Source organism: Veillonella dispar, assembly GCF_900637515.1.
GTDB classification, from domain to species: Bacteria; Bacillota; Negativicutes; order Veillonellales; family Veillonellaceae; genus Veillonella; species Veillonella dispar.
In genome coordinates, this window is sequence record NZ_LR134375.1 from 925,457 (window position 1) to 948,004 (window position 22,548).

General features: G+C 37.9%; 21 protein-coding genes and 1 other annotated feature. Of the genes, 20 read left to right on the top strand and 1 reads right to left on the bottom strand.

Translation table 11 applies throughout. The features are described from left to right. From EL171_RS04240 to EL171_RS04255, 4 genes are read left to right on the top strand one after another with little or no spacing between them, the layout of a single operon-like run. Window positions 1–1,047 carry a SufB/SufD family protein gene (locus tag EL171_RS04240; protein WP_005386373.1) on the top strand — a complete coding sequence of 349 codons (1,047 nt, stop codon included), beginning with the start codon at window positions 1–3 and terminating at the stop codon, window positions 1,045–1,047. A 12-nt stretch (window positions 1,048–1,059) separates the two neighbouring features. Next, entirely contained in the window at window positions 1,060–2,289 is a 1,230-nt protein-coding gene (locus EL171_RS04245; RefSeq protein ID WP_005386375.1) for a SufS family cysteine desulfurase, read from the top strand. Between the two features lie 14 nt (window positions 2,290–2,303). Further along, the gene (sufU, locus tag EL171_RS04250; RefSeq protein ID WP_005386377.1) at window positions 2,304–2,729 is read left to right on the top strand and encodes a Fe-S cluster assembly sulfur transfer protein SufU; all 426 of its coding nucleotides are present in this window, start codon (window positions 2,304–2,306) and stop codon (window positions 2,727–2,729) included. A 1-nt stretch (window position 2,730) separates the two neighbouring features. Then, window positions 2,731–3,414 (top strand): HAD hydrolase-like protein, encoded by a 684-nt coding sequence (locus EL171_RS04255; protein WP_005386378.1) that lies wholly within the window; start codon window positions 2,731–2,733, stop codon window positions 3,412–3,414. A gap of 217 nt (window positions 3,415–3,631) precedes the next feature. Here EL171_RS04255 and EL171_RS04260 read toward each other — a convergent pair whose 3' ends face one another. Continuing rightward, the gene (locus tag EL171_RS04260) at window positions 3,632–4,138 is read right to left on the bottom strand and encodes an S-adenosylmethionine decarboxylase family protein (RefSeq protein WP_005386379.1); all 507 of its coding nucleotides are present in this window, start codon (window positions 4,136–4,138) and stop codon (window positions 3,632–3,634) included. A 328-nt stretch (window positions 4,139–4,466) separates the two neighbouring features. Between EL171_RS04260 and EL171_RS04265 the strand changes: the two genes are divergently transcribed. The 16 genes from EL171_RS04265 (at window position 4,467) to rnr (ending at window position 22,546) form a co-directional block, all read left to right on the top strand. Beyond that, window positions 4,467–4,946: a CtsR family transcriptional regulator gene (locus EL171_RS04265; protein WP_005386381.1), complete on the top strand. Its 480-nt coding sequence runs from the start codon at window positions 4,467–4,469 to the stop codon at window positions 4,944–4,946. Between the two features lie 6 nt (window positions 4,947–4,952). Continuing rightward, on the top strand, window positions 4,953–5,492 hold the full coding sequence (locus EL171_RS04270; protein WP_005386382.1) for a UvrB/UvrC motif-containing protein: 540 nt from the start codon (window positions 4,953–4,955) through the stop codon (window positions 5,490–5,492). Between the two features lie 9 nt (window positions 5,493–5,501). Then, entirely contained in the window at window positions 5,502–6,563 is a 1,062-nt protein-coding gene (locus EL171_RS04275) for a protein arginine kinase (protein WP_005386385.1), read from the top strand. Between the two features lie 109 nt (window positions 6,564–6,672). Next, on the top strand, window positions 6,673–9,120 hold the full coding sequence (locus tag EL171_RS04280) for an ATP-dependent Clp protease ATP-binding subunit (RefSeq protein ID WP_005386386.1): 2,448 nt from the start codon (window positions 6,673–6,675) through the stop codon (window positions 9,118–9,120). A 163-nt stretch (window positions 9,121–9,283) separates the two neighbouring features. Next, window positions 9,284–10,657: a DNA repair protein RadA gene (radA, locus tag EL171_RS04285; RefSeq protein WP_005386387.1), complete on the top strand. Its 1,374-nt coding sequence runs from the start codon at window positions 9,284–9,286 to the stop codon at window positions 10,655–10,657. Between the two features lie 15 nt (window positions 10,658–10,672). Beyond that, on the top strand, window positions 10,673–11,824 hold the full coding sequence (locus EL171_RS04290) for a PIN/TRAM domain-containing protein (protein WP_005386389.1): 1,152 nt from the start codon (window positions 10,673–10,675) through the stop codon (window positions 11,822–11,824). After that, window positions 11,808–12,983, top strand: coding sequence for a 2-C-methyl-D-erythritol 4-phosphate cytidylyltransferase (gene ispD, locus EL171_RS04295; protein ID WP_039969150.1), 1,176 nt, complete (start codon window positions 11,808–11,810; stop codon window positions 12,981–12,983). The genes EL171_RS04290 and ispD overlap by 17 nt, the downstream gene beginning before the upstream one ends. Before the next feature lie 2 nt (window positions 12,984–12,985). Then, window positions 12,986–14,455: a glutamate--tRNA ligase gene (gene gltX / locus EL171_RS04300; RefSeq protein WP_039969151.1), complete on the top strand. Its 1,470-nt coding sequence runs from the start codon at window positions 12,986–12,988 to the stop codon at window positions 14,453–14,455. 132 nt (window positions 14,456–14,587) lie between these two features. Continuing rightward, the gene (locus EL171_RS04305) at window positions 14,588–15,541 is read left to right on the top strand and encodes a bile acid:sodium symporter family protein (RefSeq protein WP_004697231.1); all 954 of its coding nucleotides are present in this window, start codon (window positions 14,588–14,590) and stop codon (window positions 15,539–15,541) included. 157 nt (window positions 15,542–15,698) lie between these two features. Continuing rightward, window positions 15,699–15,905 (top strand) — a binding site (T-box leader). 49 nt (window positions 15,906–15,954) lie between these two features. Then, a complete protein-coding gene (gene cysS / locus EL171_RS04310; protein ID WP_004697420.1) occupies window positions 15,955–17,403 on the top strand; it encodes a cysteine--tRNA ligase in 1,449 nt (482 codons plus the stop codon). Further along, window positions 17,393–17,869 carry a Mini-ribonuclease 3 gene (locus EL171_RS04315; protein WP_004697373.1) on the top strand — a complete coding sequence of 159 codons (477 nt, stop codon included), beginning with the start codon at window positions 17,393–17,395 and terminating at the stop codon, window positions 17,867–17,869. The genes cysS and EL171_RS04315 overlap by 11 nt, the downstream gene beginning before the upstream one ends. A gap of 1 nt (window position 17,870) precedes the next feature. Then, window positions 17,871–18,602, top strand: coding sequence for a 23S rRNA (guanosine(2251)-2'-O)-methyltransferase RlmB (rlmB, locus tag EL171_RS04320; RefSeq protein WP_004697367.1), 732 nt, complete (start codon window positions 17,871–17,873; stop codon window positions 18,600–18,602). Between the two features lie 2 nt (window positions 18,603–18,604). Continuing rightward, the gene (locus EL171_RS04325; RefSeq protein WP_004697429.1) at window positions 18,605–19,138 is read left to right on the top strand and encodes an NYN domain-containing protein; all 534 of its coding nucleotides are present in this window, start codon (window positions 18,605–18,607) and stop codon (window positions 19,136–19,138) included. A gap of 72 nt (window positions 19,139–19,210) precedes the next feature. Then, the gene (gene sigH, locus EL171_RS04330) at window positions 19,211–19,885 is read left to right on the top strand and encodes an RNA polymerase sporulation sigma factor SigH (RefSeq protein WP_004696966.1); all 675 of its coding nucleotides are present in this window, start codon (window positions 19,211–19,213) and stop codon (window positions 19,883–19,885) included. A gap of 5 nt (window positions 19,886–19,890) precedes the next feature. After that, entirely contained in the window at window positions 19,891–20,127 is a 237-nt protein-coding gene (secG, locus tag EL171_RS04335; RefSeq protein WP_004695991.1) for a preprotein translocase subunit SecG, read from the top strand. A 55-nt stretch (window positions 20,128–20,182) separates the two neighbouring features. Beyond that, on the top strand, window positions 20,183–22,546 hold the full coding sequence (gene rnr, locus EL171_RS04340; protein ID WP_005386400.1) for a ribonuclease R: 2,364 nt from the start codon (window positions 20,183–20,185) through the stop codon (window positions 22,544–22,546). Window positions 22,547–22,548 lie beyond the last annotated feature (2 nt).

The following is a 22,548-nucleotide window of genomic DNA, read 5'->3' on the forward strand; positions in this document are numbered from 1 at the left end:
ATGAGCGAATTACTATTTAATGAACTCCCTAGACCGACATTCAGATGGTTGCGTGTTAACCATACTGTAAGCTCTCTAGTTGGAGAAGATACATCCGTACAATCCATCGCTGTAGAAGCGAATCAAAATATACTTTCACCATTACCTACAGGAGCAGCACTGTTAGATGCTAAATATGAAGGTGCTAATAAGGATGCTGTTCAAGCATTGGTGGATAATGCAGAAGGTTATGTTATCAATGTTTCTGCTAAGACAAAAGAAGTTGTAGGCATCCGCATTGATGCTAATGCACGTGTAGCTAACCGTTTCCAATTCATCGTTGGTGAAGGGGCAGAACTAGAGGTACAATTCTATGTAACTGGCACTGGTGAAGCTTTAACAAATATTAGTTATCTAAATGAATACGATGTAAAAGAAGGCGGTAAAGTTGTAGTGAAAAAGGTAAATCTTTTACCTGAACATGTACAACATATCGAACATCGTTATACAAAATTGGAAGATAAAGCAGATGTAGAATACATTAATATTGAACTTGGTGGTAGCGAAAATATTTTGAACTACTATCATGATTTAGTAGGTCAAGAATCTCGTATGGTTCATGATATTGCTTATCTTGGCAACGAAGAGCAAAAATTTGATATCTCCATGGTTATGAGTCATGGTGGTAAAAAATCTTTCAGTGATATTCATACATTAGGTGCTCTTAGTGGCAATTCTAAAAAATCTTTCCGTGGTACTCTTGATTTCCTTCATGGTGCAACAGCTTCTGAAGGTGCGGAAGAAGATACTTGCTTATTGTTAGATCCAACTGTAAAATCTGTTTCTTTACCTCTATTATTGTGTAAAGAAGATAATGTAGTTGGTAATCATGCAGCGAGTGCAGGCCAAATTGATCATAATAAATTGTTCTATATCATGAGCCGTGGCTTTAGTGAAGTAGAAGCAAAACATATCATTGTAGAATCTATGATTCGACCTATTATTGATCGCATTGGTGATGAAACGATTGAAGAAGCAGCGTTAGCAGCTGTACGTAATAAAATTTAAAGAGGCGTTTTTATGAGACCAATTGCAGAAGCATACAAAGACTTTCCTATACTACATAAAGAGCATAATGGGCACCGCGTTATCTATTTAGATAGCGGTGCTACTGCACAAATTCCACAGTCCGTAATTGATCGTGTTGTGGAACATATGACACAACGTAATGGTAATCCACATCGTGGCTCTCATATTTTAGCTATTGAAGCATCTGAAGACTATGAAAATGCTCGTGATCGCGTAGTTGAATTTATCAATGCTCGTGAACGTGAAGAAGTTGTATTCACACGTAATAGTACAGAATCTATGAACTTGATTGCTCATAGCTATGGTCTTCATAATGTGAAAAAAGGTGACAAGATTGTCATTACTGTTGCGGAACATCATGCCAATCTTGTAACATGGCAATATGTGACAGAACAAACAGGGGCAACTTTAGAATATATGTACCTTGATGAACATGGGCATTTAAAAGATGGTGAAATCAATAAAATTGATGAAAACACTAAAATTGTTGCCTTTGCTCATGTTAGCAATGTGCTTGGTATGGAATTCCCTGTAAAAGAATTAACTGAAAAAGCGCATTCTGTAGGTGCTGTAGTAGTCCTCGATGGTGCTCAATCTACACCTCATAAAAAAATTGATGTCCAAGAATTAGATTGTGATTTCTTCGTATTCTCTGGCCATAAAATGTGTGCATCTCAAGGTATTGGTGTACTCTATGGTAAACGTGAGTTATTAGAAGCTATGCCACCATTCCTATTGGGTGGGGACATGATTGAATATGTAAAAGAACAAACTGCTACATTCAATGAGCTTCCATATAAATTCGAAGCTGGTACTCCAAATGCTGATGGTGCCGTTTCCTTGCATGCAGCTATTGATTATTTAGAATCCTTTGGCATGGATGCTATTGAAGCTTATGAAGAGGAACTTGTAGCATATATTCTTCCTAAGATTGTTGCATTGCCACATGTTCACGTAATTGGCTCTCAAAATCCTAAGGAAAAACACGGCGTAATTGCATTTACAGTAGATGATGTACATCCTCATGATGTAGCTACAATTTTGGATTCTAAGGGCATTTGTGTTCGTTCCGGTCACCACTGTGCACAACCATTAGGTGCATTCTACAACGTATCTGCATCCACTCGTCTAAGTATGTACTTATATACTCGTAAGGAAGATCTAGATGCATTCCTTGAAGTATTAAAGACAGTTCGTTCAGTAATGGGTTTTAAAGATTAGGAGATTTACCATCAATGGAAATGGATCAATTATATACGGAACTTATTTTGGAACATAACCAAGATAAGCGTAATAAACATGAATTAGCTCATTTTACAAATTCTGAGCATGGCCATAACCCAAGTTGTGGTGATGACCTAACATTGCAACTCAATGTGGAAAATGGCATTATTAAAGATGCTGCATACACAGGCTCTGGTTGTGCTATCAGTCAAGCATCTGCATCTATGATGATTGATATCATCAAGGGCAAATCCGTTGAGGAAGCTCTTCGTTTGGTAGAAGTTTTCTTAGGTATGATCAAAAAAGAGATTACCGATGAAAATGAGTTAGAAGAATTAGAAGATGCTATGGCACTACAAAATATTTCTAACATGCCAGCACGTGTTAAATGTGCAGTTCTTGCATGGCATACATTGAAAGAGGCTTTAAAGAAATAATATGAAGAAAACGATATTATTTGATTTAGATGGAACTTTAACTGATTCTCAAGAAGGTATTCTTAAAAGCATTAAATTTGCATTGGAACATTTTGGTTATGATGTACCTGATGAAGAAACACTACAATTATTCTTAGGACCACCATTGGTAGATGCGTTCCAAGAACATTGTGGTATGACCTTTGAGCAATCGGAAGAAACATACTTTAAATTCCGTGAACGGTATGGTACAATCGGAAAATTTGAAAATCAAGTATATCCGAATATTGTAGACTTGTTGGCTAAATGCAAAACAGAACAATATACTATTGCTGTTGCTACAGCAAAGCCTGAACATTATGCTAAAGACATTTTAGATCACTTCGAATTAACACCGTACTTTGATGTAATTGTTGGTGCAAATTATGAAGCTGGTTTATTGCATAAGAAAGAGATTCTTGAAAAAGCTCTTAAACTTTGTGGCAATCCTTTAACTGATGACAATGGTCGTCGTTTGGCCTTTATGGTAGGTGATCGTAAGTATGATGTAGAGGCAGCTAACGAACTTGGCTGTATTTCTATCGGTGTTACTTATGGTTATGGTACAGAAGCTGAACTAAAAGAAGCCGATGCAGAGTACATCTGTGATGACGTTGATGAAATTGCTGATGTTCTGGACCTAGAAGAAATGATGGTTCGTAGATAAGCTGTCTATAGATAAATCACATATTAACCTAAATAAAAAGCTAGAGGATTTTCTCTAGCTTTTTTGTATGTCTATTTGTTCTTTATATTGTTATGATATGGATATAGTGATATAACAATAATATTTTCATCTAATAAAAAGGACTAACCATGAACTGCACCCCAAAAATTGGACACAATTTTTGGAGGTGCAGTTCAAATAGGTTAGTCCTTTTAGGTTATTTTTTTAGGCCACTTTTTTTAGCTAACGTTTTGATAACCTTAGCACTTTGTTTTTTTAATTTGCCACCTGTTTGTTTGAGTTGGATACGCGTACGGGAAACACGACCAAGTGTAGTAATCTTAGTTTTGCGACGTGGCTTCATATCGCGCTCGTTACCAAAGTCGCCACGTTGTACACTTGTTGCTTTTACCTTTTCCGCTCTGAAAGATTTACGCAATGCTTTCATAATTAATGTGAGCGGTAAGGATTGCTCAAAAGAGTATAAATCAACAGCCACATAGCCTAGAGCAGGATACGTGTGCAATGTAAAGTGAAAGCCTGGTGCAACAGATAGGAGGGCGATCTCCTCGTCCATAACTTGACAACTGATTTCATCAACATCAAGGTCAGCTAAATCAAATGCGGTTGCTACACTTTCTTGTACAGCTGTAGCGGATGAGATTGCATCTTCATCGCAGGAATATAAATCAATTAACAGTTCTTGTCCTAATGCTTCTGCCATAACAACACCTTCTTTCAGAAAAATATATCTTATTTATTATACCTAGAAATTAATATTAAGTCCAATCATAGGAGAATGGATTAAAAAGTAAAGGAAAAGTCAAAATCGTTTAGAGTGATTTGACTTATTTACAATATATAGAAAAACTCATGTTTAATCAAGCTTGTACTAAATTTAAATTATGTAAAAGTACATAATAGGTCAAATGTGAATACAATGAAGTTTGACTTTTATATTGACTAAGGTCAAATAGTCGAATATAATAGAGTTGTATTAAAAAACAAATAGTCAAAAACTATAGTAAATATATTTTAAAGGGGTGTTTTTTATGAGTATGATAGCTGATAAAATAGAAAAGTTTATATTGGATCGTATGCGTGAAGAACAAGAGAAATTAATCTTAAAACGTAATGAATTAGCCGATGAATTAGATTGCGCACCATCGCAAATTAGCTATGTACTAAGCACACGATTTTCTAATGAACGAGGTTTTGATGTGGAATCAAGGCGTGGATTAGGTGGATATATTCGAATTACTAAATTAAATCCAGAAAATCCCGGTTCTCTACCAGCTGTAACAACCTATCGTATTTATGAAGGTCAAAATACAGTGGATCCATTAATTGATATTAAAGATGTAGACCAATCATTGTTTCAATTATTGCAAGCTGAAAAAATTACTCGTCGTGAAGCTCAATTGATGCATAATTCTTTTGCTACATTGATCGAGAATACCGATATTGAACATCGTAATGATGCAATTCGTCAGCTCTATGCAACAATGGTGGATACACTACGGAAGGAGTGATGATCAATGATATGTGATCATTGCCATAAGAATGAAGCTACCATTCATATGACTAATATCGTCAATAACCAAAAGACGGAACAACATTTTTGTGGTACTTGCGCTAGCAAGTTACAACAAGAGGGGAAATTATCCCCCTATAGTTCTTTTATGAATGATATGTGGGATAATAGCTTTTTTACCAATGATTTTTTTAAAAACATGATTTATCCAGATAACTTATTAAAATCTCATCAATCAAAACGGTGTCCTCAGTGTGGTATTACTTATGACGAATTTAATCGAGTAGGTAAGTTTGGCTGTGGGCAATGTTATGAGACTTTTAATAGTGAAATAGATCCCTTATTACAACGTATACAAGGTAGTTCTGAATATAAAGGAACTGTACCTAGTCGTGAAACTAATGTATTTAAAGCTAAACATGAAGTGAAGCGATTGCGTCATCAATTAGATACAGCAGTTCAAGCTGAAAACTTTGAAGAGGCTGCTATCTTAAGAGATAAAATTAAAGGATTAGAAGCCATCATCGATGGCGATAAAGAGTAGGAGGTTCTTATGTTAGATACTATATTGGACTCTCCTTTAAGTCAGTGGTTACATCACGATACAGATGTGACAGATCACATTGTAATCTCTAGTCGTATTCGTTTGGCACGGAATTTTGATGGCCTATTATTTACAAATTGTAATGATATATCTGCTTTAGAAAAAGTAAATGCAATTTCTAGAGGGTTGCTGCAACCTTTGAAAGATGCAGACGGACATCAATATTCCAATATTAGTCTAGAGCAGTTAAGTCAAAGTGAGCGGGCTGTATTAGTAGAGAAACACTTAATGAGCCCAGCTCTTGAAGAAAAATTACCATATCGTAACTTAGTCGTATCTGATGATGCATCCATTGTAATTATGGTGAATGAAGAGGATCATTTACGTATCCAATCTATGGCTTCTGGACTTCAATTGCAACAGGCCTATGACCATGCAGTGCAAATTGATAAGGCTATCGAGGCAAAGCATCCCTATGCTTTTGATGAACGCTTTGGCTATTTGACGGCATGCCCTACAAATGTAGGAACCGGATTAAGAGCATCTGTCATGCTACATTTGCCTGCATTAACTATGTCTGGTCGAATTACACGACTCATTCGCAGCATCATTCAATTAGGATACTCTGTACGAGGTCTGTACGGCGAAGGCTCAGAGGCTTTAGGCGCTATATACCAAATTTCCAATCAACGTACGATGGGGATAAGTGAAGAAGCAACGATTGAGCAATTAAGCAAGATTGTAGAAGGAATAATTGCGGAAGAGCGTAAATCTCGTCAATCTTTATTACATAATGATAAAGAAGGTTTAGAAGACGTTCTGTGGCGATCCTATGGTGTTCTACAATATGCACGACGTGTTAATGGTAAAGAAGCATTAACAAAGCTTAGTGATATTCAATTAGGCGTAGATTTAGATATCTTACCACTTTGGGGGAATGATACCTTCAATGAGTTGGTGGCAATAACTCGACCTAATTTCCTTACTAAATATTTAGGTAATGAAGATTTAACAGAGGCCGATCGCGATAGCTATCGAGCTAAAGTAATACGTCAAAAACTTTCAAAATAGTATATATTTCACAAATACTCAATTGATATTCCAATGGTGTTTCCCACCATTGTTCACATATATTTGAAGAGATACAATTACAATTTACATAGATAGAAGAGGTGATATTATGATGCAACGATTTACAGATGATGCACAGCGTGTCCTTTCTTTTGCTCAAGAAGCTGCATTGGAGTTGGGACATGACTATGTAGGCACTGAACATGTACTCATCGGGCTGACAAAGGTTAAAAATGGTGTTGCGGCTAAGGCCTTAGAAGAGCTTGGTATAGTTACAGAAGATATTTTTGAAGCTGTAGAAGAGCAAGTGGGGCGCGGTAATAAAAAAGCAACATCTATATATATGACGCCACGTGTTAAACATGTACTTGAGTTAGCTGTTCAAGTAGCTAACCGCATGAATCATAACTACGTTGGTACTGAGCATATTCTACTCGGTTTACTCAGCGATGGCGGTGGTGTTGCAGTTGGAATTTTACGGGCTATGAATATTCGTACCGACGATATAGTAGAAGCGATTCGTCATATTCTGGGCTCTAGTAGTAATGGTGATGATGGTAGACAAGAAGGAGCGAATAACAATGGCGATTTAGGTGACTTAACCGATTTTGCTACAGATTTAAATGAATCTGCGAAACAAGGTAAAATTGATCCTGTTATTGGTCGCGATACAGAAATTCAACGAGTTATTCAAATTCTTAGCCGTAGAACTAAAAATAATCCAGTTCTCATTGGTGAACCTGGTGTAGGTAAAACAGCCATTGCCGAAGGTTTGGCTCAGCGTATTGTTACTGGTAATGTACCGGAGATTTTACGGAATAAGAGAATTATTTCCCTTAGCATTGGTTCTATGCTTGCTGGTGCAAAATACCGTGGCGAATTTGAAGAACGATTAAAAAAAGCGATTGATGAAGTACAACAACATGATGACATGATTATCTTTATTGATGAAATCCATACTTTAGTTGGTGCCGGTGCCACTGAAGGGGCCATGGATGCAGCGAACATCTTGAAACCAGCTTTGGCACGCGGTGAATTCCAAGTTATTGGTGCTACAACCCTTGATGAATATAAAAAGCATATTGAAAAGGATGCCGCTTTAGAGCGTCGTTTCCAACCTGTTCAAGTAGGAGAACCTAACGAAGAGGATGCTCTTGAAATTCTAAAAGGCTTACGAGATCGCTATGAAGCGTTCCATAAGGCTAAAATAACGGATGAAGCTTTAAAAGCAGCTGTTACCTTATCCAGTAGATATATTACAGATCGTTTCTTGCCTGATAAGGCTATCGATGTGGTTGATGAGGCTGCATCTAAGGTCCGCATGAAAGTATTTTCTGCAGCACCAGATGTTAAGGCCTTAGAAGACCGACTCAATACAGTAAAGAAAGAAAAAGAAGCTGCTGTTACATCACAAGATTTTGAGAAGGCTGCTAAACTTCGTGACGAGGAGCAATCTTTAGTTAAAGAAATTGATGATAAAAAATCTGTAGCAAAAGAAGAAAGTGAGCAAAAGTTAGTAGTTACGGAAGACGATATAGCAGCAGTCGTGGCACAATGGACGGGAATTCCAGTGGCTAAAATAGCAGACGAAGAATCCCAAACTTTACTCCATTTAGAAGAAGAGCTTCATAAACGTGTAGTAGGTCAAGATGATGCTGTTACTGCTGTAGCTAAAGCTGTGCGCCGTGCAAGGGCTGGATTAAAGGATCCGAAACGTCCTATTGGTTCATTCTTATTCTTAGGTCCCACAGGGGTAGGTAAAACTGAACTAGCAAGAGCACTTGCGTCCTCCTTGTTCGGCGATGAATCTGCTATGATTCGACTTGATATGTCAGAATATATGGAAAAGCATACTGTATCACGCTTAGTTGGTGCCCCTCCAGGCTATGTGGGCTATGAAGAAGGCGGTCAACTAACAGATGCGGTGCGTCGTAAACCATATAGTGTTATTCTTCTCGATGAAGTAGAGAAAGCACATGCAGATTTCTTTAATATCTTGTTACAAGTTCTTGATGATGGTCGCCTTACTGATAGTCAAGGTAGAACTGTAGATTTTAGAAATACAGTTATCATCATGACGAGTAACTTAGGTGCTAAAGCTTTACATAAGAACTCTTCAGAGCTTGGATTCTTAGCTCCTAAAAAATCTGAATCTTCTACAAATCAATCTAATAGTATAGATTTTAAAGAAGCTAAGAAATCTGTTATGGATGCTGTAAAACGTCATTTCAGACCTGAGTTTTTAAATCGTATTGATGAAATGATTGTATTCCGGCCATTAACTGAAGAGGACTTAAAACACATTGTCTCTATCTTGATGAGTGATGTTACAAAACGCCTTAAAGAGCGTGAGCTTCAATTAGAAATCACATCTGAGGCGATGCAATTACTCGTTAAGGAAGGTTCTGATTTTACAATGGGGGCTCGACCACTAAAACGAGCTATTCAACGATTAATTGAGGACCCTGTATCAGACCTTATTTTGAAAGGAGATGTTACAGAAGGAAAAACTATAAAAGTAGATGTCAAGGATAACGAGATTGTTGTCAGCGTATAAAAAATATAAAATATACAGTTAATAACTTTCATATAAAAAATATGGGTTAAATGGTATACTATAGAATGATGATAGTTAACCATGTAGTAAAATTATGCATAAAAGGTCATGAATGGTTATCATTCATGACCTTTCTTTTCTTATTAAAATATTTTGAGGCATTATGGGAAAAGCAAAATCAGTATTCTTCTGTCAAAATTGTGGGGCTGAGTCTTCTAAGTGGATGGGCCGATGCCCACAATGTGGCGAATGGAATACATTAGTTGAAGAAATTATTAAAGAAACTAAACATAGCCGTACACCTTCCCGAGGTGTGGGAAATCAAACAACAAAACCAACAGCTTTACCAGATATTGAAATTTCATCTCTCGCTCGTGTATCTACAACCTTTGGTGAAATCGACCGCGTATTAGGTGGTGGGATTGTTCCTGGGGCTCTTATGCTCTTAGGTGGTGATCCTGGTATAGGCAAGTCTACACTACTTCTTCAAGTATCTCAAAAGGTGGCCGATACTGTAGGGACAGTTCTCTATGCATCAGGGGAAGAGTCTCAGTTACAACTTAAGCTTAGGGCAGAACGATTACATATCAATAGTGAACGATTACAAGTTATTGCAGATACAGATTTAGATCATATACTTGAGCAAGCTGATACAATGATGCCATCCTTACTTGTCATTGATTCTATTCAAACTATGTATACTGGTGATATTGATGCTGCTCCAGGCAGTGTTAGTCAAGTTCGAGAATGTACATCTCGACTCCTTCGATTTTGTAAAGAACGCAATATTCCTACGGTAATTATTGGACATGTTACTAAGGAAGGTAATATTGCAGGGCCCCGTATGTTAGAACATATGGTGGATGTAGTACTTTACTTTGAAGGTGAACGGTCTTACCAATTCCGTATTTTGCGCTCTATCAAGAATCGTTTTGGCTCTACATCTGAAACAGGTATCTTTGCCATGGTTGAGGAAGGGTTACAAGAGTTATCTAATCCATCAGCTTCCTTATTGGCAGAACGATCTGATGAGGAAAGCGGCAGCGCCGTTATGATTTATCTTGAAGGTGTTCGTCCTATCCTTGTAGAGGTACAAAGCCTTGTTGTTACGACTGCTTTTGGTATGCCTAGAAGAACTGCAATCGGTTATGACCTTAATCGTTTAATAGTACTTTTGGCAGTATTAGAAAAACGTTGTGGTTTTACGTTAGGTAATAAGGATGTGTACGTTAACGTTATTGGTGGTCTCAAGGTTAATGAACCGGCTTGTGACTTGTCTATGGCCGTTGCTATTGTATCTAATTTAAAAAATCGTATTGTTCCTACCGATATGGTCATTTTAGGTGAAGTAGGGCTCACTGGTAATGTTCGTAGCATTCCACGTATTGAACAGCGTATCAATGAAGCTAAGAAATTAGGCTTTAAAAAGTTTATTATTCCTGAAGGCAATTATAAACAAATCAAGGATAATGATAGTTCTATCAAGATTAGAGGCGTTAAATCTATTCAAGAGGCAATGCAGTTGGTATTTTCTTAATTAGGAGGTGATGTAATGATTTATCGGATATTGCGCTATGTAATAGCTATTCTTGTGGGCACAGCGGCCTATGTTGGAATGGATAGCTTAGCACCTATTATCGACCCATATTTGGTATCTCAATTTGAGTCCTTTGGGGATATGTCATTAACCATTGCACGTATTTCAGTATTGATTTTTGGTACTCTATTAGGCGTTATTATTGGGTATTTAATTTCTTCATTTATTTTAAAGCAAGGCTTAGTCATTGCTAAACGTTTAGAACGCATTCTTACTCATATTCCAAATCAAGAATTGATTGCAGGCACCATCGGTTTATTATTCGGTCTTATTATTGCAAATTTAATTGGTGTTGCATTCAATCAAGTACCTATTATAGGACCTTATATTCCTATTATATTGAGTGCTATCTTTGGATATAGTGGCCTTAAAATTATGGCTCGTAAAGGCCCTGAAATGTACAATAACTATGTACAACAATGGAGTGGAGAAGGCCCTAAAAAAACAAGTCGTTTTAAAATGTTCTCTACTCATAAATCTGATAAAACTACGAGCACACCAAAACTACTAGATACATCTGTTATTATTGATGGACGTATTAAGGAACTATGTAATACAGGATTTATTGAAGGCCCTCTAATGGTTCCCCTCTTTGTATTGAATGAGTTACAAATTATTTCTGACTCTGCTGATGCTACAAAGAGAAATCGCGGTCGTCGTGGCCTCGATATTTTGAAAGAGATGCAAGATGCTAACAAGGTAGCCATTGAAGTGATAGAAGATGATTATGATGATCTTACAGAAGTAGATTCTAAATTAATGCGTCTTGCTTTGGATAAGCAGTGGAAGTTGATGACTAATGACTTCAACTTAAATAAGGTGGCTCGAGTGCAAGGCATTGAGGTGCTTAATCTGAATGAACTAGCCAATGTACTGAAACCGGCCCTCATTGCAGGCGAATGGATTCGCGTGCAAATTATGAAAGAAGGCAAGGAAGTACACCAAGGTGTTGCTTATCTCGATGATGGTACCATGATTGTTGTTGAAGATGGTAAACCTTATGTGGGGCAAACTGTAGAGGTAATGGTTACATCCATATTACAAACTAGTGCAGGTCGCATGATCTTTGCTCGTGTAGATGGAGGACAAAATGGACAAGGTAATTAGTTGTATTGTTCTCGCCGCTGGTGCGGGGCGCCGCATGGGGTATAAAGAAAATAAGATATTTATCCCTTTAGGACGATTCTCTATCATTCAGCGTACATTGCAAAATGTGGCAAATATTGAAGGTTTGAAAGAGATTATTCTTGTTGTAGCCGAAGGCGAACAAGAATATATGACAAAACATATTCAAGAGTTGGATTTGTCTGTTCCAGTTCATATAGTGCTGGGTGGAAAAGAGCGTCAAGACTCTGTAGCATGTGGCCTTAAAACTGTATCAGAAGAAACCAATATTGTCCTTGTTCATGATGGAGCGCGACCATTAGCCTCTACAGAAATGTTTAATAATGTTGCTGACTCGGCTAATACCTATGGTGCTGCTACAGTAGGTGTTCCGGCTACAGATACCATTAAACGAGTTGATACAGACCATAATGTTCTAGAAACATTACAGCGTAGTGAGCTATACCAAATTCAAACGCCACAAGGCTTTCAAAAAGAATTATTTGTAGAGGCTCATCAAGCGGCATATGAAACTAAGTATCTTGGTACTGATGATGTATCACTAGTTGAGTATGTAGGTAAACCTGTACATATAGTTGAAGGGGATTATTGTAATATTAAAGTGACAACACCAAATGATATTGCAGTAGCTAAGCGATATTTAGAAATTGAGGATACACGTATGCGCGTTGGATTTGGTTATGATATTCATCAATTAAAAGCAGGTCGCCCATGTATTCTTGGCGGTGTTCATATCGAATCTGAACTCGGCCCTGATGGGCATTCCGATGCGGATGTTCTTATTCATGCATTGATGGATGCTATGCTAGGTGCTGCAGGTCTACGAGATATTGGATATTATTTCCCACCTGAAGATGACCAGTATAAAGGGATTTCTAGCATGCTTTTACTAGAAAAGGTTAATTCCTTATTGAAAGAACGTGGGTTACAAGCCTATAATATAGATATTATGGTTATTTCAGAGACACCTAAGTTAAAGCCACACATCGATACGATGAAGGCTAACTTACAATCTGTTTTAGAAATACCATTAGAACGTATTAGTATTAAAGCGACAACAAATGAAATGCTTGGGGCCATCGGGCGCCGTGAAGGCATTGCTGCACAAGCTGTCGTTTCTGTATATGAAGGAGAGGTATAATCATGAGTTCCATGAAAGTTCGTTTTGCTCCAAGCCCTACGGGTCCATTCCACATTGGTGGTGCTCGTTCTGCTTTGTTTAACTGGTTGTTAGCACGTAAAGAAAAAGGCACATTTGTATTGCGTATTGAAGATACAGATCTGGCTCGCTCTACTCGTGAAAGTGAAGAAAATATCAAAGCTTCCTTGCAATGGCTTGGCATGAACTGGGATGAAGGCATTGATGTAGGTGGCGATAATGGTCCTTACCGTCAAACAGAACGTCTTGACTTATATAAAGAAGTAACACAACGTTTGTTGGATGAAGGCAAAGCGTATGAGTGCTATTGCACACCTGAAGAATTAGATGCTGTTCGCCAAGAACAAATGGATCGTGGTGAAACACCTAAATATAATGGCCATTGCCAACATTTAGATGAAGAAACAAAGGCTAAATATATTGCAGAAGGTCGTAAACCAACCATTCGCTTGCGCGTTCCCTTGAATAAAACATATGCTTTCGATGATATGGTACGTGGTCATGTATCCTTTGAATCCAATGGTGTAGGTGACTTTGTAATCGTAAAATCTGATGGTATTCCTGTATATAACTTTGCAGTAGTAATGGATGATCATATGATGGGGATTACTCACGTTATTCGTGCAGAAGAACATTTATCTAATACTCCACGTCAAATGGCTATTTATGAAGCACTAGGCTGGGAAGTGCCAAAATTTGGTCACATTTCCTTGATTCTTGGCAAAGATTACAAAAAAATGTCCAAACGCCATGGTGCTACATCTGTTGAACAATACAAACAATTGGGCTATTTACCAGAAGCACTAGTAAACTTCTTGGCTCTTCTTGGTTGGGCTCCAGAAGGGGAAGAAGAGTTCTTCACACAAGATGAATTGATTCAAGCCTTCTCCATGGATCGTGTAGCTAAAAACCCTGCTGTATTCGATATTGATAAGTTGAACCATATCAACTTCCACTACATGAAAAACTTAAGCGATGAAGAGCTATTCCATCTTTGTTTGCCACATTTGAAAGAAGTTGGCTTGGCTCCAGATAGCTTAAATCAAGCGGATATTGATTGGTTGACATTATTATGCTCTACATTCCGCGACCATATTAGCTATGGGGCGCAAATTAAAGATCATGTAGGCATGTTTATGGGTGAAACTGTATTCCTTGAAGAAGGTCACGAAGAGGAATTGCGTGCTGTATTGAATGAAGAAACAACACCAACAGTTATAGGTGCATTCCGCAGTGCATTGGCTGAACTTGATGAAATTACGCCTGATGTTGTAAAAGCAACTATTAAAGCAGTTATGAAAGAAACTGCTTTGAAAGGTAAATTCGTATTCATGCCAATCCGCGTAGCTTTAACTGGTCAAATGCATGGTCCAGATTTGAATAATATTGTTACATTGCTTGGTAAAGAAAAATGCTTACATCGCTTAGACAATGTTAGCGCTTTAACAAAATAGTAATACAATCTAAGAAAAAAGCTCTCATAGCTATTGTTATGAGAGCTTTTTATGTATATTGAGATTATCCTATAGAAATGCTATAATAATCGGCGTCTTTTATTTTTATTTATTATGAAAGTGAGTGCATTTATGAGTATTATTCGTTCTCTTAACCACTTATTCAATAGCTATCTTTCCTGGGTCGTGCTATTGATGGCAGTGTTAGCGTATGTATTACCAACTGTATTTTCTTGGATGACGCCGTACATTGCGTACATGCTTCAATTTGTAATGTTTGCCATGGGTTTAACATTAACAGCTCAAGTGTTCCTTGATGTATTTAAGCAACCGATGAAAGTTATCCTTGTATCTGTAATTCAATTCTTGTGGATGCCATTAGCAGGTTTCTTGGTAGCCCTTATTTTCAATTTCCCTCCAGAAATTGGTATCGGATTCATCTTGTTAGGTGCATGTCCTGGTGGTACTGCCTCTAATGTAATGACATTCCTTGCGAATGGTAATGTTCCGTTATCTGTATCTGCAACGACTGTTTCTACATTATTGGCTCCAATTTTGACACCTTTATTCGTTGTATTGTATGCAGGTGCTACATCTTCCATTGAAATCCAATTTATGCCGATGTTTATTTCTATCGTAAAAATCGTATTGGTACCGATCATCTTGGGTATCGTATTGAATTACTTCATCGGCTCTAAGATCGAACCTGTTAAATCTGTATGTCCTACAATTGCGGCTATTGCAGTATTATTAATCTTGGCTGCTGTTACTGCAGTGAACCAAAAACAAATTGCTGAAACTGGTTTCATCATCTTCGTAGCTTGCTTAGTACAAAATGTGAGTGGTTATGTAGTAACGTACTTTATATGTAAGGCTCTTAGTATTGATGTTTCCTCTCGTCGTGCAATGCAAATTGAAGTGGCAATGCAAAACTCTGCATTATCCGTATCTTTAGCGCTTAAACATTTTACTCCTCAAGCGGCAGTAGCAGGTGCAGTATTCTCTATCATTCATAACTTTACAGGCTCTATCTTCGCAGGTATTTGCCGTAAACATGACGATCAAGAGAAGTTGGAAAATGCTTAATAGTTAATTCATCATCCTCATCTTTCAAATTTATATCCGAAATATGCATGTTTAATACATTGTTTGGCTATGTTGAAAGATGAGGGTTTTCTTGTTTTCATTGACATTCTATAGGATAATTGATATAATATTTCTATATCTGAATATAGATTTAATAGTAAAAGCTGAGACTGAAAGAAGTACTCTACAACTAACTTTTTAGCGAGAACCGATGGTGGGAGGGTTCAAGTATAGGTAGACGAAATGCATTCACGAGCTGACATTCCGATTATAGGTAGGTTTGTCCGGTGACGCGCCGTTATGCGATGAGTGGGTGCCACTGCTGGTACCTAACAGAGTGGAACCGCGGACCATCGTCTCTGTATGAGATGAGGGGTCTTTTTTATTTTACGAAAATGGAGGCATCGGTAACGATGAGAGAAATTACAGTTTATAATACTATGACGCGCCAAAAAGAGGTGTTCAATCCTGTAACACCAGGTGAGGCAAAGATGTACGTATGTGGTGTTACACCATATAACCATCCTCACATTGGCAATGCACGTCCATTCGTAACTTGGGACGTAATTCGTCGCTATATGAAACATGTAGGCTATAAAGTAACATATGTACAAAACTTTACTGATGTAGATGACAAAATCATCAATACATCCAATGGTGAAGGCGTATCTTGGGATACTATTGCAAACCGTTATATCGACAGCTATTTCGAAGTAATGGATGCCCTTGGTGTACAACGTGCTGATATTTATCCACGTGTTTCTACACATATCGAAGATATTATTGCTATGATCTCTACATTGATTGAAAAAGGCTATGCTTATGAACTCGATGGCGATGTATATTATAGCGTTGATAAATTTGAACATTATGGTGAGTTATCTGGCCGTACATTAGATGATATGGAAGCGGGTGCTCGTATCGAAGTTGATGGCCGTAAGAAAAATCCTATGGACTTTGCGTTATGGAAAGCTGCAAAACCAGGTGAACCATATTGGGAAAGCCCTTGGGGGAATGGCCGTCCAGGTTGGCACATTGAATGTTCTGCTATGAGCCAAAAATATTTAGGTACAGAATTTGACTTCCATGGTGGTGGTAGTGATTTGATCTTCCCTCATCATGAAAACGAAATTGCCCAATCTGAAGGTTGTTCTGGTCAACATCCATCTGTACGCTATTGGTTACACAATGGTTTCATTACCATTAATTCTGAAAAAATGTCTAAATCCTTGAATAACTTCTTCTTGGTAAAAGATATTTTGGAACAATATAGCCCAGACGCATTGCGCTACTTCTTGTTGAGCACTCATTATCGTAGTCCATTAGATTTCTCTGATGAACGTTTAGAGGAAGCAAATAAATCCTTAGAACGTTTAAGCACTGCTATTGAAAATCTATTGTACCTTGAAAAATGTGAACCAGGTCCATGTGATGAAGCGCAACACTTATTAGAAAAAGCTAAAGAGTATGAAGAAGAATTCGAAGCAGCTATGAGCGATGACTTCAATACTGCGTTAGCTACATCTAGCATGTTTGGTCTTGCTAAAGAGATCAACATTTACTATCAAACTGTAACAGGTCGTGAAGGTGTTGTTTGCCAAGAAGCTATTGCTGAAGTAAAACGTATCTTCAAGTTCATGACAGAAGTAATTGGTATTCTTGAAAAAGCATGGGAAGGCAACACAGGTGCTAACGCTGCTGAATATGAAGAATTAATGCAAGTAATCTTGTCTGTACGTCAAGCATGTCGCGATCAAAAACAATGGGCATTAGCTGATTGTATCCGCGATCGTTTGGCTGAAATCGGTATTACTATTGAGGATTCCCCTCAAGGTGCACGGTGGAAAAAACGTGAAGTTTAAACAATTTCAATTCTTAAAGAATGAAGCAATAAAAAAGTTGACGGCTCTTGAACAAGAGCCGCTTCGTTTGCGTAAACGAACTATAGAGGAGTGTCTCAGTGCAGATGCAGTTATGCTTGCCTATATTGGCGATGCCGTATACTCCATGTATGTCCGTGAACGAGTGGTACAAATGAATATATCTAAGGTACAAGTGTTGCACACCATTGTTACTGAGTTTATTTGTGCTAAGTCACAAGCGAAGGTATTGCTTGAAATAGAGGATGCTTTCACAGAACAAGAACAAGCTATTGCACGACGAGCTAGAAATAGTAATGTAAATGTGCCAAAAAGTAGTTCTGTTCAAGAGTATCGTAGTAGTACAGCCTTTGAAGCCGTACTTGGATTTCTTTATGAAACGCGTCAAGATGAGCGCTTACAAGATGTTATGAAGCAAGCCTTTTCAATAACTCTACGAGGTATGTAGTATGGATAATTATATTGTAGGTCGCAATGCGGTTAAAGAGGCCCTTAAAAGTGGTCGTTCCATCCAGCGCATTATGGTCAGTGAAGATAAGGTTAAAACAGGTCTAGCTGATATTGTTGGCCTTGCTAAATCTCAAGGCATTGAAGTGCGTCCAACACCTATCAAACAAATGAATAAATATGATTTAGAGGTACCACACCAAGGTGTTATTGCTCTTGTTTCTGCTGTTCAATTTAAGGAACTTGGTGAAGTACTACAAGAGACGAATCATGATGTCCCTTTGCTTATCCTAACAGATGGTGTTGAGGATCCACATAACATGGGCGCAATTATCCGTACTGCGGAATGTGTAGGGGCTACGGCCGTACTCATTCCTAAGCGTCACAATGCTCCTATTAATGCTACTGTAGCTAAAACATCGGCAGGTGCTATTGAACAAATTCCACTTGTACAGGTTGGGAATGTAGCTCAAACTATTAAACAACTTCAAAAACAAGGTTTTTGGGTTATGGGCGCTCATATGGAAGGTGATCGTACCTTATACGAGGCGGATATGACAATTCCTACAGTTATCGTTATCGGTAATGAAGGTAAGGGCATTAGCCGCGTTGTGAAAGAGGCTTGTGATTTCCTCGTTACCATCCCTATGTATGGGAATTTAAATTCTTTGAATGCATCTGTTGCAGCCGCCGTTCTTATGTATGAAGCGGTTCGTCAACGACAAGCGAAATAATTATGTTAAAAGATATCTTAATTGTAGATGGATATAATGTGATATTCGCCTGGACTCATCTAAAGAAATTGGCTCATGAGTCATTAGAACATGCCCGTATGGAGCTTAGAGATAGATTGTTAAACTACGGAAAATTCAAGGGATACGAAGTTATCCTTGTGTTTGATGGTAAATATACAAAGTCTGGCGGTTCTGTAGAGGCTATTACGAGCGGATTTCTTGAAGTCTATACTGAGGATGGAGAGACGGCGGATTCCTTTATTGAACGAGAGGTATTTTTGCGGAAAGGCAAATATACCAATGTATATGTTGTAACCTCTGATGGAGCTGAACAAAATCAAATTCTTGGATCTGGTGGTTTACGCATTCCAGCTCGAGAATTGCAAAATATGATTCGCATAGCTAAGGAAGAGGAACGATTACAATACGCTCATGAACATAGACGAGATCAATTTAGCTTGCGACGTAATGAAGTAGGAGGGTTATTATCTCCTGAAGTAGCTGAAAAGCTAGAGAAATTACGGCGTGGCCATTGATAGTTGAAAATCACATATAGTTCCAGTATAATGAATATATTGGTTTTTCTGCTCAATTGTAAGGAGGAGCATATGAACACAATTCATACACGCAAGCCCGATTACAATTTCAAAGAAATGACCGATGAGCAAGTTGTGGTCATAGCTCAAGAAGAGCAAAATGAGTTTGCAATCGATTATATTGTTAATAAATATAAAAACTTTGTTCGTGCAAAGGCGCGTTCTTACTTTTTAGTAGGCGCAGATCGTGAAGATATCATTCAAGAAGGGATGATTGGTCTTTATAAGGCTACGCGAGATTTTAAACATGATAAATTAGCGTCCTTTAGAGCTTTTGCGGAGCTTTGTATAACTAGACAGATTATTACGGCTATTAAGTCGGCTACTAGACAAAAACATGCGCCTTTAAATTCCTATGTATCTTTAAATAAGCCAGTTTATACAGAGGAATCAGAGCGTACATTGATCGAGATGCTATCTTCAGCAAAGGTTACCAATCCTGAGGATCTTATTATCAGCCAAGAGGAATTGGATGATATTGAGCGCAATATTGGTCATATTTTAAGTGAACTCGAGTGGGAGGTCTTGGAAGGATATCTAGACGGACGTTCTTACCAAGAAATGGCTGAGGTCACTGATCGCAGTGTTAAATCTATAGATAATGCGTTGCAAAGGGTTAAACGTAAATTAGAGAAGTATTTAGAACATCGGGTTTTGGATTCTCCAAGAGCCACACAGGAAGGATGACAGTCGTGACAAATTTCTTAATGATTGTAGAAGTTATTGTATCTATCTTATTAATCGTAGTAGTTGTTGCACAGAATAGCAAAAACGCAGGCATGGGTGGTGCTGTTTCTGGTGCGGCAGACTCTTCTTTTGGTGGTAAGCAACGCGGTTTAGATGCTTTCTTATCTAAATGTACGATTATATTGGGGATTATCTTTGCTGTGTTGAGCTTAGTGTTAGGGGCAATGATTAATCAATTCTAATGATGAAAGCCTGCTTTGCAGGCTTTTTCTTTTTTCAGAATAAGGAGGTGAAGATTTGAAGAAGAAAGTATTAGACTTTTATAAATCTATACAACCACATGCATATCATATTGAAGATGCTGCTATGGATAATCACATTCGAGGTGGTAAGGATCTTGAGATGTTTATTCGTTCAGCAAAAATGCTTGCTCGAGAAGGGGTGCTAACATCTTCTCGACCTGATGTATATCAATATGCAGAACAACAACATGAAGAATATGAAGGTATTTATAAGGGCTATCGTAAGTCGTATGGCTTTGTGATTATGCCTGATGATGAAGATATATATGTAGCAGAACAAAATAAAGGGACTGCTATGCACAATGATAAGGTTCGAGTTCGCGTTGTACCGTCTAACTATACAAAGCATAAACGAGAAGGCGTCATCGTTGATGTTATTGAACGAGCTAATGAAACTGTAGTAGGTACCTATGACCGACAACAACACTTTGGCTTTGTTATCCCTGATGATGAGCGTATAGGGACAGATATCTTTGTAGATTTAAAAAATACATTAGATGCTCGTAGTGGCGCAAAGGTACTAGTCAAAATTACAAAATGGCCGGAAGGTGATAAAAAGCCAGAAGGTATTATAACGGAAATTCTTGGCTATAAAGGTGATGTAGGTCTCGATATTAACTGCATCATGGCGAATCATAAGATTCCATTTAATTTCCCAGACGATGTCATTAAAGCTAGCCAGAAAATTGATACTGTGATTCATGAGGATTCTGATCGTTGGGACCTTCGTGATGTACAGATGGTTACCATCGATGGGGAAGATGCAAAAGATTTAGACGATGCTGTGAGTGGTCGTAAATTACCAAATGGTAATTATGAATTAGGCGTACATATTGCAGATGTAAGTCATTATGTAACATCTGGGCAAGCCATTGACAACGAGGCCTATAAACGGGGGACATCTGTATATTTAGTTGATAGAGTAGTACCGATGTTACCAGAGGTTTTATCCAATGGTATTTGTAGTTTAAATGCTCATGAAGACCGTTATGCTATGACGTGTATGATGGAAATTAATAAAGATGGTAAGGTTGTACATTATCGCATTCGACCATCTATTATCCATGTAGGCCGTCGTTGTAGCTATAAAGAAGTGTATAAGGCGCTGGAAGAAAATATTATTCCTGACGATTTACAAGACTTTATGCCTATGCTTCGCGATTTAGCAGAAATCTCTAAAATTCTTAATGCAATGCGTCGCCGTAGAGGTGCATTGGACTTTGATTTTCCTGAGTACAAGGTATTACTTGATCATGATGGTACACCGTTGCGCATCGTAAAACGAGATCGCACCATGGCAGAACGACTTATCGAAGAATGTATGCTCATTGCCAATGAAACAGTGGCTACACATTTAGAGCATACACACCGTACATCGGTATATCGTATTCATGAGAATCCTAGTGAGGAAAAACTAGATTTATTCCAAAAGGTGCTTAATTATTTAGGTCAAAACCTAGTTCTAAGTACTGATGGTGTGACACCACGAGATTTCCAAAAAATCTTAGATGTAGTAAAAGGGCAAGATATTGAGCAAGTAGCTCAAATTATGACCTTGCGTTCCATGCAGCAAGCTAAATATAGTACCAACAATGTGGGTCATTTTGGCTTGGCATCTACATGTTATACGCATTTCACATCTCCTATTAGACGATATCCTGACTTAATGGTTCACCGCCTTTTAAAAGCAGATATGCATTGGAAAAATGGTTATTCTAAACGGGATGTAGACGAAGCGTTCTTAGCTGGAGCTGTTGAACATTCTTCTATACAGGAGCAAGTAGCTACTGAGGCTGAACGAGATACAGTAGATCTTAAAAAGACTCAATACATGGTTCCATTTGTAGGGGAAGTCTTTGAAGGAACTATTTCTAGCATTACATCTTTTGGGATGTTTGTAGAATTAGAAAACGGTATCGATGGCCTTGTGCATATGAGCATGATGAATGATGATTACTATTTCTTTGATGAAGAACATTTTGTACTTGTAGGCAAAAGAACAGGTAAAACCTATCACTTAGGTGAAAAGGTAACTGTTACATTAGTAAAAGCCGATGTAGAAAAGAAACAGATCGACTTTGTACTTGGTGAAGTCAATAACCTAATGGCTATACAAGAACAATTGCAAAATGGTTCTGACTATGCAAGTAGTCGAGATGGCTATGGTAGTCGAAAAGGTCGTAAATCTTCAGGAAAATCCAGTAAAAAATCTTCACGACGCGATAGTAATAAATCTAGTCATTCTAAGTACGATGCTTTCAGTAAAAAAACTAGTAAAGGCAAATCAAGTCGTAAGAAGTCTAATAAAACGACTAAGCGCAGTCAATCTAAGAAATCTAAAAGTAAACGTAAACGATAGAG

What these genes read in the sequence shown, in the direction of transcription:
- EL171_RS04270 (WP_005386382.1), top strand. Translation starts at nt 4,953, where the DNA reads ATGATATGTGATCATTGCCATAAGAATGAAGCTACCATTCATATGACT.
- EL171_RS04290 (WP_005386389.1), top strand. Translation starts at nt 10,673, where the DNA reads ATGATTTATCGGATATTGCGCTATGTAATAGCTATTCTTGTGGGCACA.
- EL171_RS04240 (WP_005386373.1), top strand. Translation starts at nt 1, where the DNA reads ATGAGCGAATTACTATTTAATGAACTCCCTAGACCGACATTCAGATGG.
- EL171_RS04245 (WP_005386375.1), top strand. Translation starts at nt 1,060, where the DNA reads ATGAGACCAATTGCAGAAGCATACAAAGACTTTCCTATACTACATAAA.
- EL171_RS04280 (WP_005386386.1), top strand. Translation starts at nt 6,673, where the DNA reads ATGATGCAACGATTTACAGATGATGCACAGCGTGTCCTTTCTTTTGCT.
- radA (WP_005386387.1), top strand. Translation starts at nt 9,284, where the DNA reads ATGGGAAAAGCAAAATCAGTATTCTTCTGTCAAAATTGTGGGGCTGAG.
- rlmB (WP_004697367.1), top strand. Translation starts at nt 17,871, where the DNA reads ATGGATAATTATATTGTAGGTCGCAATGCGGTTAAAGAGGCCCTTAAA.
- sufU (WP_005386377.1), top strand. Translation starts at nt 2,304, where the DNA reads ATGGAAATGGATCAATTATATACGGAACTTATTTTGGAACATAACCAA.
- gltX (WP_039969151.1), top strand. Translation starts at nt 12,986, where the DNA reads ATGAGTTCCATGAAAGTTCGTTTTGCTCCAAGCCCTACGGGTCCATTC.
- sigH (WP_004696966.1), top strand. Translation starts at nt 19,211, where the DNA reads ATGAACACAATTCATACACGCAAGCCCGATTACAATTTCAAAGAAATG.
- EL171_RS04305 (WP_004697231.1), top strand. Translation starts at nt 14,588, where the DNA reads ATGAGTATTATTCGTTCTCTTAACCACTTATTCAATAGCTATCTTTCC.
- EL171_RS04325 (WP_004697429.1), top strand. Translation starts at nt 18,605, where the DNA reads ATGTTAAAAGATATCTTAATTGTAGATGGATATAATGTGATATTCGCC.
- EL171_RS04255 (WP_005386378.1), top strand. Translation starts at nt 2,731, where the DNA reads ATGAAGAAAACGATATTATTTGATTTAGATGGAACTTTAACTGATTCT.
- EL171_RS04260 (WP_005386379.1), bottom strand. Translation starts at nt 4,138, where the DNA reads ATGGCAGAAGCATTAGGACAAGAACTGTTAATTGATTTATATTCCTGC.
- cysS (WP_004697420.1), top strand. Translation starts at nt 15,955, where the DNA reads ATGAGAGAAATTACAGTTTATAATACTATGACGCGCCAAAAAGAGGTG.
- EL171_RS04275 (WP_005386385.1), top strand. Translation starts at nt 5,502, where the DNA reads ATGTTAGATACTATATTGGACTCTCCTTTAAGTCAGTGGTTACATCAC.
- EL171_RS04265 (WP_005386381.1), top strand. Translation starts at nt 4,467, where the DNA reads ATGAGTATGATAGCTGATAAAATAGAAAAGTTTATATTGGATCGTATG.
- ispD (WP_039969150.1), top strand. Translation starts at nt 11,808, where the DNA reads ATGGACAAGGTAATTAGTTGTATTGTTCTCGCCGCTGGTGCGGGGCGC.